Here is a 13,626-nt window from a genome sequence, read left to right on the forward strand (position 1 = left end):
TCAGGTCGTGGGTCGGGCGGTGAGCCAGGAGCGCAGGCGGTCCTCGCAGTGGGTGATGCGCTCGACCTTGACGTGTTCGTCGCGCTTGTGGGCGAGGACCGGGTCGCCGGGGCCGTAGTTGACCGCGGGGACGCCGAGGGGGCCGAAGCGGGCCACGTCCGTCCAGCCGAACTTGGGCCGGGCCACGCCGCCGACCGCGTCCATGAAGGCCTTCGCCGCCGGGTGCGAGAGGCCGGGCATCGCCGCGCCGGAGTGGTCGTCCACCGTGAACTCCGCGACGCCGCAGTCCGCGAAGACCTCGCGGACGTGGGCCAGGGCCTCTTCCTGGCCGAGGTCGGGGGCGTAGCGGTAGTTGACGACGACCGTGCAGGCGTCGGGGATGACGTTGTTGGCGACGCCGCCCTCGATCCGTACGGCGTTCAGGCCCTCGTGGTACTCCAGACCGTCGATCACCGGCCGCCGGGGCTCGTACGCGGCGAGGCGGGCGAGGACCGGGGCGGCGGCGTGGATGGCGTTGGACCCCATCCAGCTGCGCGCGGAGTGCGCCCGCTCGCCCTCCAGGTGGAGGAAGACCCGCAGGGTGCCCTGGCAGCCGCCCTCGACCTCGCCGTTCGAGCCCTCCAGCAGGATGGCGAAGTCGCCCTTCAGCCAGTCCGGGTGGGCGTCGGCGATGCGGCCGAGGCCGTTGAGGTGGGCGGCGACCTCCTCCTGGTCGTAGAAGACGAAGGTGAGGTCGCGGTTGGGCTCGGGCACGGTGGCGGCGATGCGCAGCTGGACGGCGACGCCGGACTTCATGTCGGAGGTGCCGCAGCCCCAGAGGAGGCCGTCCGCGTCGAGCCGGGAGGGCACGTTGTCGGCGATCGGCACGGTGTCGATGTGCCCGGCCAGGATGACCCGTTCGGAACGGCCGAGATCCGTCCTGGCCACGACGTTGTTCCCGTACCGCTCGACGGTCAGGTGCGGCAGTGCGCGCAGCGCCGTCTCGATGGCGTCGGCGAGGTCCTTCTCCTCCCCGCTGACCGAGGGGAAGTCCACCAGCGCGGCGGTGAGGGCGGGCCCGTCCAGGGTGAGGTCAAGCGTGCTTTCGGCCATGGATACGAGCCTAGTGCCTCGCGTACGGTGGCCCCGTGACCAGGACCGATTCAGCTGCCCCCCGGCGCCCCGGCCGCAGCCGTCGGCTGCGGATCGCGGCGGCCGTCGGTGTGCTCGCGGCGGTGGCCGGTTATCTGACGGTTCAGTACGTTTCGAGCGGGCGCGGGTCCGACCAGTGCACGGTGCGGTCGGCGGACGGTTCGTACCGGATGACGCCCGAGCAGGCCGCGAACGCCGCGACGATCTCCGCCGTCGGCACCCGGCGCGGGATGCCGGAGCGCGCGGTGACCATCGCGCTGGCCACGGCGTTGCAGGAGTCCGCGCTGCACAACCTCGGCCACGGCGACAAGGACTCGCTCGGGCTGTTCCAGCAGCGGCCCTCGCAGGGCTGGGGCACCGCGCGGCAGGTCATGGACCCGGTGTACGCGGCCGGGAAGTTCTACCAGCACCTGGCCGAGGTGCCGGGCTATTCGCGGCTGCCGCTGACCGAGGCCGCGCAGCGCGTCCAGCGCAGCGGTTTCCCGCAGGCGTACGCGAAGCACGAGCCGGACGCGGCGCTGCTGGCCGCCGCGCTGACCGGCCGCACCCCGGCCGCACTGGACTGCGAGCCGCCGCGGACCACAGCCGGGACGGGCGACGCGACGAAGGTGCGGGCGGCCCTGGTGAGCGCCTTCGGCAAGGGCGTGCTGCCGGCCGGCACCGGCGCGGCGGGCTCCTCCTCCTCCGGCGCGCTCACGGTGCCGGTGCGAGCGGACCGCCGCGCCGACCGGGACGGCGTACCGCAGCGCGGCTGGGAGCTGGCGCACTGGGCGGTGGCCCAGTCCGAGGCGCTGGGCATCGACGAGGTCGCGTACGGGGGCCGGGTCTGGGCGGCCGGCTCGGGCTGGCACACGGAACGCGAACCGTCGCGGCGCGAGGCTTCGGACGCGGACGAGGTCCGCCTGCGGCTCGTGGGCTGATGACACCTTGGGGTGCACGCTCACGCGTGCGAGCCCTCGCCCGCACGGGGGTACCGTCATGCGCCCCGGGCGCCCCGTGGGAGGCGCATGCGGCGACCGCCTCCGCAGCTGCCGTAACCCTTGCCGCGCAAGGGCAGTGACGGTTCACCGGACCTCCGCGCAACGCACCGTTTGCCCGGGTTCCTCCGCTGAGGATTATCCGACGCATTGCTCAGTCTTTACGTCACCGCACCGCAACCTCACCCGCCCCCACGACGGTTGTCAGGGCGTCCGGCTCACGGACAGCCCGAATTCCCCTCCCGTCGAAGGAGCATCATGTCCCTCCCCCTGACCCGTCGGATCGCCCGTACCGCGCTGCTGATCGCGGCGGGTGCGGCCCCCGTGGTCGGTGCGGCCGGTGCCGCGGGTGCCGCGGAGCTCTCGCATGCCCCGGACCTCGGCGGTCTCACCAGCGTCGAGGGTTCCGGTCTCGGCAAGACGGTCGAAGGCGCCGCCAAGCCGGCCTCGGGCGCCGCGAGCGAGACCGGCGGCAAGCTCGTCGGCACCGCGCTGCCGGTGGCGGGCAAGACGCTCACCGACGTCGGCGGCAAGGCCGGCCCCGCAGCGAAGAAGGTCTCCGGCGCCACCAAGGGCGGGGCCACCGGCACCGTCTCCAAGACGGCCAAGGGCGGCCTGCCCACCGACGCGCTCACCCAGGGCCTGCCGCTCGGCTGACGCCCACCCATGCGTGAGGGCCCCCGGGAGCGCGTGCTTCCGGGGGCCCTCACGTACGCCGGTGGTCAGCCGAGGCGCTTGACCGCCGCCGCGACGCGCTCGTCCGTGGCCGTGAACGCGACGCGGACGAAGCGGTCGCCGGCCGGTCCGTAGAAGTCGCCGGGCGCGACCAGGATGCCCAGCTCCGCCAGGTGGGCCACGGTGTCCCAGCAGGGTTCGTCGCGGGTGGCCCAGAGGTAGAGGCTCGCCTCGCTGTGCTCGATGCGGAAGCCGTGGGCCTCCAGGGCCGTGCGCAGGGCGGCGCGCCGCTCCGCGTACCGGGTGCGCTGCTCGGCCACGTGCGTGTCGTCGCCGAGCGCGGCGACAGTCGCGGCCTGGACGGGCGCGGGCGTCATCATGCCGCCGTGCTTGCGGATCAGCAGCAGCTCGCTCAGCACCGCCGCGTCGCCCGCGATGAACGCGGCGCGGTAGCCCGCGAGGTTGGACCTCTTCGACAGGGAGTGGACGGCGACGATCCCCTCGTACGTACCGCCGCATACGTCCGGGTGGAGCACGGAGACCGGCTCCGCTTCCCAGCCCAGCTCCAGGTAACACTCGTCGCTGAAGACCAGCACACCGTGCTCGCGCGCCCAGGCGACGATGCGGACCAGTTCGTCCTTGGCGAGGACGCGGCCGGTCGGGTTGGACGGGGAGTTCAGCCAGAGGAGCTTCAGGCCGGCCGGGTCGAGCTCGGTCGGGTCGTCGTAGACCACCGGCTCGGCGCCGCAGAGCCGGGCGCCGACCTCGTACGTCGGGTAGGCGAGGCGCGGGTAGGCGACCTTGTCGCCGGGGCCCAGGCCGAGCTGGGTCGGCAGCCAGGCCACCAGCTCCTTGGAGCCGACGACGGGCAGCACGTTCTCATGGGCGACCGAGACCGCGCCGAGCCGCCGCTCCACCCAGCCGGTGAGCGCGTCGCGCAGCGCGGCGGTCCCCCACACCGTCGGATAGCCGGGGCTGTCCGCGGCCGCGACGAGCGCCTGCCGGATCAGCTCGGGCACCGGGTCGACGGGGGTGCCGACGGACAGGTCCACGATCCCGTCCGGGTGGGCCTCTGCCGTCGACTTGTAGGGCGCCAGCTTGTCCCAGGGGAAGACCGGGAGGCGGGAGGAGACTGCGGACACGGCTCTCTGCTTTCTCGTACGGAGTTCACGCGGGCGGCCCGGCGGGCGCGGGAAACACCGCGGTCCCGCACGGCGGCGAGCCGTACGGGACCGGGGCGGCGCACGTGCCGGGGCGCTGTTACTGGTTCTGCGGCGGCAGCGCGGCGATGAACGCGTGGTCGCGCTCGATCAGACCAAGCTTGGAGGCACCACCCGGCGAACCGAGGTCGTCGAAGAACTCGACGTTCGCCTTGTAGTAGTCCTTCCACTCGTCCGGGGTGTCGTCCTCGTAGAAGATCGCTTCCACCGGGCAGACCGGCTCGCAGGCTCCGCAGTCGACGCACTCGTCCGGGTGGATGTACAAGGACCGCTGGCCCTCGTAGATGCAGTCGACGGGGCACTCTTCGATGCAGGCCTTGTCCTTGACGTCGACACAAGGCTGCGCGATGACGTAGGTCACGCTGTCGTTCCTCCTCGGTAGGGCGTTGGCTCTCGCGCGGGAGCGCGGCGTCGTCGATGCCCGCACCTAGTATCTCCGTTCGCGGGCACGATCCGAACAGGAGGGGCGGACAGAGCTGTGGAATTCACCATCGGCGGACGGCTGGAGGTCCGAATTGCACCAGCTGACGTGGGCAAACGGGTATCAGTCCGGCGTATGACCGGAGACGGCTCCGACGGGGCGAAATTCACCGACACGGTCGGCGTTCTCACATCGTGGAACGACGGCATGCTGTGCGTCACACCCAGGAACGGCGAGTCGGTGCGCATCGCGGAGTCCTCCCTCGTGGCGGGCAAGGTGGTGCCGTCCGCCCCGGCCCGGCGGCGCGGCCCCGCCGCCTCCTTCGCCGAACTCGCCCGGGTGACCGCACGCGCCTGGCAGCCCGTGGAGAGCGAACCACTGGGCGACTGGCTGCTGCGCGCCTCCGCCGGATTCACCCGCCGCGCCAACTCCGTGCTGCCGCTCGGCGACCCGGGCGTGCCGCTCGGCGCGGCGCTCGGGCGTGTCCGGGAGTGGTACGCGGAACGGGGGTTGCCCGCGTACGTACAGACCGCGACCGGTGCCGAGGGCGCTCAGGAGGAGCTGTGCGCGGCGCTGGAGGAGCACGGCTGGCGGCGCGAGGTGACGGCGGAGGTGCGGATCGCGGCGCTCGCCCCGGTCGGCGACCTGCCCGCCGAGGTGTCCCGGGTCCGGCTGGACCGTACGGCCGGTGCGGCGTGGCTCGCCCGCTACCAGCGCGTCGGGCAGCCGGGTCCCGAGGTGACGGCGGTGCTGCACGGCGGCCCCTCGGTGTGGTTCGCGACCGTGCCCGGCGAGGAGGGCGAGGCGCCCGCCGCGATCGGGCGGTGCGTGGTGGACGGGCGGTGGGCCGGCTTCATGGCCGTCGAGGTGGCTCCCGAGCACCGCCGCCGGGGCCTGGCGACCGCCGTGATGACCGCGCTGGCCCGGCAGGCGATGGACGAGGGCGCGTCCGCCGCCTGGCTCCAGGTGGAGGCGGACAACGAGGGCGCCCGCGCGCTCTACGACGGAATGGGCTTCGCCACGCACCACCGCTACCACCACTTCCGGCCGGTGTGACCGATGGTGCCCGAGAGGAACGACCGCGAGGAGCTGCGCCGCCGGTTCGCGGAGGAGGTCAGGGCCGAGCGGCCCGATCTGGCGCTGCTGTGCCTGCTGGTGGCGGCGGAGGCGGATCCGGCGCTGGACGCGCACGGCATCGACGAGGCCCAGATCGAGCTGGACCGGCTCGCCGGGCTGCTCCCGTACGGGCTGCGCGGGGCCCACGCCTGGGCGTCGGCGCTGGCCGAACTGCTCGGTGAGCGGTGCGGGTTCGAGGGCTCGACGGCGGACTACCAGCGGCTGGAGTCGTCCCTGCTGCACGAGGTGCTCCGGCGGCGGCGCGGGCTGCCGATCCTGCTGTCGGTGGTGTGGATCGAGGTCGCCCGGCGGGCGGGCGCCCCGGTGTACGGCGTGGCTCTGCCGGGTCATTTCGTGGTCGGCTTCGGCGACCCGGGCGAGCGGGTGCTCGCCGACCCGTTCGCCGGGGGGCGGCCGCTGACGGACCAGGACGCGGAGCTGCTGGTGACGAGCGCGACCGGGGAGCGGTGGGAGCCGTCGTCGCTGGAGCCCGCGCGGCCGCTGGAGGTCGTGCTGCGGGTCCTGAACAACATCCGGGCCTGGGCCGCGGCCCGCCCGGAGCACACGGCCGTGGCGCTGTGGGCCGCGGAGCTGTCGCTGCTGCTGCCGTCGCACCCGGCCAGGCTGCGCTACGAGCACGCCCAGCTGCTGGTGCGCGCGGGCGAGTTCCTGCGCGGCGCGGCCGAGATGGAGGAGTACGCGCGGGTCGTGGAGGACGTGGAGCCGGCCGTGGCGGAGGCGGTGCGCGCCAGTGCGCGGGCGGCGCGGGCGCTCCTGAACTGACGGAGCGGGAGCTCAGGCGCGGCGCTCAAACCTCGTGGGGCGCGGCATGCCGTCCAACGGGTGATTATCCGTTCTTCGCCACTCGATGGGCCCAGGCCGTAGCCCCAATGCCTCGCTCTCCGATGGCGCGCTCCCGGGTTCGGACTGACGGTGGATCACGTAGCCGCTGCGTCACCAGGAACCGACACGCCGTCACTCCTCGCAGGGGCGACGAAAGGAAATGTGTACAGATGCGCTCTGCCCGCACGCTGTTCGCTTCGGCCGCCGTCACGGCGGTCCTCACCATCACCGCTCCCTCGGCCTACGCGATGACCGTCGCCGCCGACCAGCACCCCGGCGGCTCGTCCGCCTCCGACCGCGAGCACGACACCTCCGACGGCGAGTGGAAGAAGGACAAGCCGCACGGCGGCATGCACACCGGCGGCGGCGCGCTGTCGAAGACCGTCACGAAGGAGTGGCAGCCCGGCGACGAGGGCGGCAAGTACAGCAAGGACGACGAGGACAAGCCGCACGGCGGCGTCCACACCGGCGGCGGCGCGCTCGCCAAGACGGTCGCCAAGGAGTGGCAGCCCGGCGACGAGGGCGGCAAGTACAGCAAGGACGACGAGGACAAGCCGCACGGCGGCGTCCACACCGGCGGCGGCGCGCTGGCCAACACCCTGGCCAAGGAGTGGCAGCCCGGCGACGAGGAGGGCGGCAAGTACAGCAAGGACGACGAGGACAAGCCGCACGGCGGCGTCCACACCGGTGGCGGCGCCCTCGCGCAGACCGTCAACAAGGAGTGGCAGCCCGGTGACGAGGAGGGCGGCAAGTACAGCAAGGACGAGGAGGAGAAGCCGCACGGCGGCATGCACACGGGTGGCGGCGCGATGGCGATGACCGGCAGCGGTCTGGCGGCCGGTTCGCTCCTGCTGCTCGGCGGCGCCGGCGTCGCCGCGTACCGGCTCCGCCGCCGTCAGGCGTCCGGCGGTGCGATGGCCTGACCGGCCCCGCGGGCCCCTGTCGTCGCGGTCGCCGTCCCTCCGGGGGCGGCGGCCGCGGCGCCCGCGTTTTCCCCGGTCCTCCCCACTCGTACCGCGCCCGTACGGACGAAAGGCACGTGCTCCATGGCCGCCCCGCAGACCACCGAAACCCCCTCCCCCGGGGCCGCGTCCCGCACCGGCTCGCTCGGACGGGCCCTGTTCTGGCCCCTCGCGACCGCCGGTCTCGGCATGACCCTGATCTACCACTCCATCGGTTCACCGGCCGACGACAAGGCGCCCGCCCCGGCCCCGGCAGCCGCGTCCGCCGCCGCGTCCCCGTCTGCCGCGGACTCCGCCAAGACCCCCCCGAGCACGTCGCCCTCGCTGCCGCGCTCGGTGCCGACGCGGCTGCGGATCCCGACGATCGCGGTGGACGCGCCGTTCACCCCGCTCTCCATCGGTCCTTCGGGGAGGCTCGACGCGCCTCCGCCGAACGACAAGAACCTGGTCGGCTGGTTCAAGGACGGTGCGACGCCCGGCGAACGGGGGGCGTCGATCGTGGCGGGCCATGTGGACACCACGACCGGTCCGGCCGTCTTCCTCCAGCTGCAGTTCCTGAAACCCGGGGCGACCGTCGACATCACCCGCGCCGACGGCACGGTGGCCTCGTTCGCCGTGGACAGCGTGGAGACGTTCAAGAAGGCGGACTTCCCCGACGAGAAGGTGTACGCCGACACTCCGGACGCACAGCTGCGGCTGATCACCTGCGGCGGCAACTACGACCGGAAGGCCAAGGACTACGAGGACAACGTCGTGGTCTTCGCGCACCTGGACTCGGTGAAGAAGAAGTGAGCGGCGGTCTTCCCCCGCGTACGGGTGGGAAAACCGGATGCGTATGTGCGCGGGGCGCTGTTAGCGTCGGAACCATGCAGCGTGCCGCCATGAACACGACGACGCCGGAGAGTGTCCCGGCGCGCTGACTGCTGACCAGCCGACAAGCCCCGGGGCGAGTGCCCCGGGGCTTTCGCGTGGGGTCGCTCGCCCTTCCCACGCGAGGAGACCGCCATGCACGACCACCGCAGACTCGGCCGCGAGCTGGAGCTGTTCGGCACCGATCCGCTGATCGGGGCGGGACTGCCCTACTGGCTGCCCGACGGGGCGGAGCTGCGGCACACCCTGGAGGAGTACATCCGGGGCGCCGAGCGGCAGGCGGGCTACCGCCACGTGTACTCGCCGGTGCTCGGCAAACGGGAGCTGTACGAACGCTCGGGGCACTGGGCGCACTACAGCGACGACATGTTCCCGCCGATGGACCTGGGCGAGGGACAGCAACTGGTGCTGCGGCCCAGCCTGTGCCCGCACCACGCGGTGATCTACCGCTCCCGGGCGCACAGCTACCGGGAACTGCCGCTGCGGATGGCGGAGCTGGGCGGGATGTACCGCGCGGAACTGTCCGGGGTGCTCGGCGGGCTGACCCGGGTGCGCTCCATCCAGCTGAACGACGCGCACATCTTCTGCACCGTGGAGCAGGTCGCCGACGAGGCGCGCGGCGCGCTCGGCATGATCCTCCGGGCGTACGAGGCACTGGGCGTCCGCGCGGCTCGCTTCCGGCTCTCGCTGCCGGGGCCGGGCGGCAAGTACGTCGCCGCCCCCGAGCTGTGGCGGCGCTCCACCGGGCTGCTGACCGAGGTGCTGGAGGCATCGGGGCTGCCGTACGAGGCGGCGGAGGGCGAGGCCGCGTTCTACGGGCCGAAGATCGACGTCCAGGTCGAGGACGCGGCGGGCCGCGAGTTCACCCTGTCCACCGTGCAGGTCGACTTCCACCAGCCGGAGCGCTTCGACCTCCACTACACCGGGGCCGACGGGGCGAAGCACCGCCCGGTCATGGTGCACCGCAGCATCATCGGCAGCGTCGAGCGGGCCGTGGCCCACCTCATCGAGCAGCACGGCGGCGCCTTCCCGGCCTGGCTCGCCCCGAAACAGCTGGCGGTCCTGCCGGTGTCCGACGCCGAACTCCCGGACGCGGAGGCGCTGGCCGGGCGGTGCGCGGAGCTGGGGCTGCGCGCGGAGATCAGCGGCCGCGAGCGCGGCAGCCTGGGCGCCCGGATCCGCGAGGCCAGGCTGGTGCCGTACCAGGTGGTGATCGGGGCGGCGGAGGCGGCCGACGGGCTCGTCGCACTCCGCCTGCGCGACGGCCGCCGGCTCGCCCCCCTGCCGGCCGGGGACGCGCTGTCCCGGATCGCCGCGCTGACCGCCGCGCACAGCACCGCGCTGTGGGACGAGGAGGCGGAGGGTCGTTAGGCCGTGTCCGGCGCCGCCTCCCCCCTCGGCTCGCCGCCCTCCCGGCCCGGGCCCAGCGCCCCGGCCAGCAGCGCCGCCACGGCCACCAGCGCCAGGACCACGGTCATCGTGAGCCGCAGGCCGATGTGGTCGGCGAGGAAGCCGAGGGCCGGCGGGCCGACCAGGAAGGCGCCGTAGCCCGCCGTGGAGACCGCGGCCACCCGCGCGGCCGCGTCCGTCGGGTGGTCGCCCGCGGCGGACACCGTGACCGGGAAGCCGAGCGAGGCGCCCAGCCCCCACAGCACCGTGGCGGCGCCCGCCATCAGGGGGCTGGGGGCGACGATCACCACCACCAGGCCCAGCGCGGCGGTCAGGCCGCTGACCCGGACGACGAGTGCCCGGCCGAACCGCTCCAGGAAGGGGCCGCCGGCCAGCCGGCCCAGGGTCATCGAGGCGGCGAAGACCAGGAAGGTCAGCGAACCCGCCGTAGGGCTCACGTCGTACCCGTCGACCATGAGCAGCGGCAGCCAGTCGTTGGCCGCGCCCTCCGCGAAGGCCATCGCCAGCACGATCACGCCGATCAGGACGAGCTGCCGGTCGCGCCACACGTGCAGCTGGCCCCGCAGGCCGCCCTGCCCGGAGCCGGCGGCCGGCGCGTCCTCCTTGCCGGTGCCGGGCGGGATGGCGAGGACCGCCCGGGTGCCGGCCGCGGCTATCAGGACCGCGACGAGTGTCAGATGCCAGCCGACGGGGAACGCGGCCGCCGTCAGCGCCATGCCGAGGAGCGCCCCGACGACGGTGCCCAGGCTGAAGCAGCCGTGCAGCACGGGGAGGACGGGCCGGCCGATGACGGTTTCGACGGCGGCGCCCTCGATGTTGAACGCCACCTCGCTCATCCCCATCCCGCCGCCGAACAGGGCCAGTCCCGCGAAGACCACGGCGGCGAGCGAGAGGGCGGTGCCGGCCGCGACGACCAGCAGCCCGGCGACGATCAGGGTGACGCCGCCGAGGATCGTCCTCCGGCCCCCTCGGCGCCGCACCAGCGGCCCCGACGCCATGACACCGGCCATCGAACCGGTGGACAGCCCGAACAGCACCAGGCCCATCGCGCCGGTGGACACGTCGAGCCCGTCCCGGACAGCCGGGGTGCGCGCGACCCAGGAGGCCATGCCGGTGCCGGCGGCGAGCATGAAGAGGAACAGGGCGGCACGCCAGCGGCGTGTGGCGGCATCCATACAGCGGGGCCTCGTCAAACGGTCGGGAGAAGTGGCGGGCGCCACAAGCGTACGATCGTACGCCTAGAGTGTACGCTCGTACCCATGACGGACTACTTCGCGGGCGATCCGCGTACGAACCACGAGCGGATGCTCGCCGGAGACCTGTACATCGCGGACGACCCGCAGATCGTCGAGGCCCAGAAGCGGGCCGTGCGGCTGGCCGCCCGCTATCTCGCGGCCTACGCCGAGGACCCGGACGCGGCGCAGCCCCTCATCGCCGAACTCCTCGGCGGACTCGGCACGGGAGCGCACATCCGGCCCCCGCTGTACGTCGACTACGGCTCGTACATCACGGTCGGCGAGGACACGTTCATCAACTACAACCTCACCGCGCTGGACGTCGCGCCGATCACCATCGGCCGCGACTGCCAGATCGGGCCGAACGTCCAACTGCTGACGCCCACGCACCCGGTGGAGCCGGAGCCGCGCCGGGACAAGCTGGAGGCGGCGCGGCCCATCACGATCGGCGACAATGTCTGGCTCGGGGGTGGGGCGATCGTGCTGGCCGGGGTGACCATCGGGGACAACAGCGTCATCGGCGCGGGCGCCGTCGTCACCAAGGACATCCCCGCCAACGTGGTCGCCGTGGGCAATCCGGCCCGGGTGATCCGTTCGATCTAGGAACGACGAGGGACAGAGCGTGGCGACCGGACAGAACGACCCCGAGCGGCGGGAGCGCATCATCACCGCCGCGCTCGACCTGATCGCGGCCGAGGGGGTCGCCGGGACCTCCCACCGCAAGGTCGCCGCACGCGCCGGGGTGCCCCTCGGCTCGATGACGTACCACTTCGCCGGCATGGACGAGCTGCTGCGGGAGGCGTTCACCCGCTTCTCCAGCGGTATCGTCGCCGTCTTCGAGGAGCGCCTGGGCGCCGCCTCCACGCAGGACGAGGCGCGCGAGGCGGTCGCCGATCTGGTCCATCACCTGTCCGGCGGCAATCAGCGCGAACTGGTCCTCACGCACGAGCTGTACACCCTCGCCGCCCGCAAGCCCGCCTACCGCGAGCTGACCCGCGAGTGGATGCGTCGCAGCCGGGTCGCCCTGGAGTGGCACTTCGACCCGGCGACGGCCCGTCAGCTCGACGCGCTGATCGAGGGCCTTTCCATCCATCGCGCGCTGGAAACCGAACCGCACGACCGCGCTCTGACCGTCGAGGCCATCGCCCGCATCACGCGCGCCTGACGCGCGCCCACAAGCCCCTGGCCGGCACCCCACCTGACCAAGGTGCCGGCCAGGTCATCCCTCACGCACCGGCCGCCCGGGCCGACAGACAGACCTGGGGCCACCTCGCGCCCGGGGTGGTCAGCCGGGCGGTGACGGTGAATCCGGCCTCTTCCAGTTGTCCGGCGACCCGGTCGGGTGACAGCAGGTGGATGGCGTACGCGTATCCGCCGGTGCGCTTCTCCGAGGTGTAGGGCTCCCCGTTGCCTGCGTGGAACCCCAGCAGCAGGCGGCCGCCGGGCGCCAGGACGCGGCGGAACTCCGCGAAGAGGACCGGGAGTCGGTCCGGCGGCGTGTGCAGAATGGACCACCAGGCGACGATCCCGCCGAGGCCGCCGTCCGGCAGCCCGAGCGCGTCCATCGCCCCGGTCTCGAAGCGCAGGTCCGGGTGGCGGCGCCGGGCGACGTCCACCATGCGCGGCGACACGTCCACGCCGTGGGCATCGAGCCCGAGGCCGGCCAGATGGGCCGTCACATGACCAGGCCCACAGCCGAGATCGGCGACGGGGAGCCCGCCGTCCGCGCGGACCTCCTCCGCGAACGCGCCGATCAGGGCACGCCCCGGCACGTCCTCGGCGAAGAGGCCGGGGACGCGTGCGGCGTAATCCTCGGCGACGGTGTCGTAATAGGCGCGGGTCGCGTCGAGTTCGGTCATCCGTACGACCCTACGGGGCGGTTGCGCCGGGACGGGGGCGGGTACCCCGCGCTCCCGGGCGGTCACCGTCAGTTCCTGAACCCAAGAGCGCGCCGAAGTGACCACAGAGCGGGTCAATTGCCCTGCCACAGAAACCATTTGTTGCGCACGGCCCAGTTCGGCCGAGGCTTCCGACGCACACCTCTTGACGTGTACCGGGTAACGGCGGAACCATCAGCACCCACCGGAGAGCGCTCTCTCGGCGTTTCACCGGACCGTTCGTCGCGTCACCCGTACCAAGACCCAGGAGACGTACGTCCATGTACCTTCCCCCCACGGAAGCCCCCACCACATCCCCCACACCCACCTCCCCCACCACCACCGCACCTTCCCGCCGCGGACGCCGGGGCCGGGCCTTCGGGTTCGCCGCGTTCGCCGTCTCGCTCCTCATGGCCGTCCCCACGGCGCAGACCGCCTTCGGGCAGGACGCGCAGGCCGTCGAGGGCGGTGGCGATCTCGGGCCCAACGTCATGGTGTTCGACCCGTCGACACCGGACATCCAGGCCAAGGTCGACGAGGTGTTCAAGCAGCAGGAGTCGGCGCAGTTCGGCAACGGCCGCTACGCGCTGCTCTTCAAGCCGGGCACGTACAACAACATCAACGCGCAGATCGGCTTCTACACGTCGATCGCCGGTCTCGGTCTCAAGCCCGACGACACCACGTTCAACGGTGATGTCACCGTGGACGCGGGCTGGTTCAACGGCAACGCCACGCAGAACTTCTGGCGTTCGGCGGAGAACCTGGCGCTGAACCCGGTCAGCGGCACCGACCGCTGGGCCGTGTCCCAGGCCGCGCCGTTCCGCCGGATGCACGTCAAGGGCGGGCTCAACCTCGCGCCGAACGGCTACGGCTGGGCGAGCGGCGGGTA

Annotated in this window: 13 protein-coding genes and 2 pseudogenes; 10 read left to right on the plus strand and 5 right to left on the minus strand. The window is 73.0% G+C overall.

Annotation, left to right across the window (positions count from 1 at the left end; translation table 11 throughout):
* On the minus strand, positions 1–1,092 hold the full coding sequence (gene dapE, locus ABZ565_RS26590; RefSeq protein ID WP_361031810.1) for a succinyl-diaminopimelate desuccinylase: 1,092 nt from the start codon (positions 1,090–1,092) through the stop codon (positions 1–3).
* Positions 1,093–1,178: 86 nt separating this feature from the next.
* Here dapE and ABZ565_RS26595 point away from each other — a divergent pair, with 86 nt between their 5' ends.
* Positions 1,179–2,051: a hypothetical protein gene (locus ABZ565_RS26595; RefSeq protein ID WP_361031857.1), complete on the plus strand. Its 873-nt coding sequence runs from the start codon at positions 1,179–1,181 to the stop codon at positions 2,049–2,051.
* Positions 2,052–2,366: 315 nt separating this feature from the next.
* Positions 2,367–2,765, plus strand: a complete 399-nt coding sequence (locus ABZ565_RS26600) for an ATP-binding protein (RefSeq protein WP_361031813.1) — start codon at positions 2,367–2,369, stop codon at positions 2,763–2,765.
* 65 nt (positions 2,766–2,830) lie between these two features.
* On the opposite strand, the gene ABZ565_RS26605 is transcribed toward ABZ565_RS26600, so the two are convergent.
* Both ABZ565_RS26605 and fdxA read right to left on the minus strand, forming a co-directional pair.
* Positions 2,831–3,925, minus strand: coding sequence for a bifunctional succinyldiaminopimelate transaminase/glutamate-prephenate aminotransferase (locus tag ABZ565_RS26605; RefSeq protein WP_361031816.1), 1,095 nt, complete (start codon positions 3,923–3,925; stop codon positions 2,831–2,833).
* Positions 3,926–4,043: 118 nt separating this feature from the next.
* Positions 4,044–4,364: a ferredoxin gene (fdxA, locus tag ABZ565_RS26610; protein WP_018105475.1), complete on the minus strand. Its 321-nt coding sequence runs from the start codon at positions 4,362–4,364 to the stop codon at positions 4,044–4,046.
* A 117-nt stretch (positions 4,365–4,481) separates the two neighbouring features.
* Between fdxA and ABZ565_RS26615 the strand changes: the two genes are divergently transcribed.
* From ABZ565_RS26615 to thrS, 5 genes and pseudogenes are all read left to right on the plus strand, one after another.
* Positions 4,482–5,480: a GNAT family N-acetyltransferase gene (locus ABZ565_RS26615; protein ID WP_361031819.1), complete on the plus strand. Its 999-nt coding sequence runs from the start codon at positions 4,482–4,484 to the stop codon at positions 5,478–5,480.
* Between the two features lie 3 nt (positions 5,481–5,483).
* A complete protein-coding gene (locus tag ABZ565_RS26620; protein ID WP_361031822.1) occupies positions 5,484–6,323 on the plus strand; it encodes a transglutaminase-like domain-containing protein in 840 nt (279 codons plus the stop codon).
* 230 nt (positions 6,324–6,553) lie between these two features.
* On the plus strand, positions 6,554–7,306 hold the full coding sequence (locus ABZ565_RS26625) for a hypothetical protein (protein WP_361031825.1): 753 nt from the start codon (positions 6,554–6,556) through the stop codon (positions 7,304–7,306).
* Positions 7,307–7,429: 123 nt separating this feature from the next.
* Positions 7,430–8,137 carry a class F sortase gene (locus ABZ565_RS26630; RefSeq protein ID WP_361031828.1) on the plus strand — a complete coding sequence of 236 codons (708 nt, stop codon included), beginning with the start codon at positions 7,430–7,432 and terminating at the stop codon, positions 8,135–8,137.
* Positions 8,138–8,347: 210 nt separating this feature from the next.
* Positions 8,348–9,586, plus strand: a pseudogene (gene thrS, locus ABZ565_RS26635) (threonine--tRNA ligase); the annotation flags it as partial.
* Here thrS and ABZ565_RS26640 read toward each other — a convergent pair.
* The gene (locus ABZ565_RS26640) at positions 9,583–10,800 is read right to left on the minus strand and encodes an MFS transporter (protein ID WP_361031831.1); all 1,218 of its coding nucleotides are present in this window, start codon (positions 10,798–10,800) and stop codon (positions 9,583–9,585) included. The pseudogene thrS and the gene ABZ565_RS26640 sit on opposite strands and share 4 nt — an antisense overlap.
* A gap of 84 nt (positions 10,801–10,884) precedes the next feature.
* Here ABZ565_RS26640 and ABZ565_RS26645 point away from each other — a divergent pair, with 84 nt between their 5' ends.
* Together ABZ565_RS26645 and ABZ565_RS26650 are read left to right on the plus strand one after the other, a co-directional pair.
* Positions 10,885–11,463 carry a sugar O-acetyltransferase gene (locus tag ABZ565_RS26645; RefSeq protein ID WP_361031835.1) on the plus strand — a complete coding sequence of 193 codons (579 nt, stop codon included), beginning with the start codon at positions 10,885–10,887 and terminating at the stop codon, positions 11,461–11,463.
* Positions 11,464–11,482: 19 nt separating this feature from the next.
* Positions 11,483–12,025, plus strand: a complete 543-nt coding sequence (locus tag ABZ565_RS26650) for a TetR family transcriptional regulator (protein ID WP_361031838.1) — start codon at positions 11,483–11,485, stop codon at positions 12,023–12,025.
* A gap of 61 nt (positions 12,026–12,086) precedes the next feature.
* On the opposite strand, the gene ABZ565_RS26655 is transcribed toward ABZ565_RS26650, so the two are convergent.
* Positions 12,087–12,719: a class I SAM-dependent methyltransferase gene (locus ABZ565_RS26655; RefSeq protein WP_361031841.1), complete on the minus strand. Its 633-nt coding sequence runs from the start codon at positions 12,717–12,719 to the stop codon at positions 12,087–12,089.
* A gap of 299 nt (positions 12,720–13,018) precedes the next feature.
* Between ABZ565_RS26655 and ABZ565_RS26660 the strand changes: the two are divergent.
* Positions 13,019–13,626: pseudogene (locus tag ABZ565_RS26660) on the plus strand (coagulation factor 5/8 type domain-containing protein); the annotation flags it as partial.

The sequence above is a fragment of the Streptomyces sp. NPDC016469 genome, from assembly GCF_040632905.1.
GTDB lineage: Bacteria > Actinomycetota > Actinomycetes > Streptomycetales > Streptomycetaceae > Streptomyces.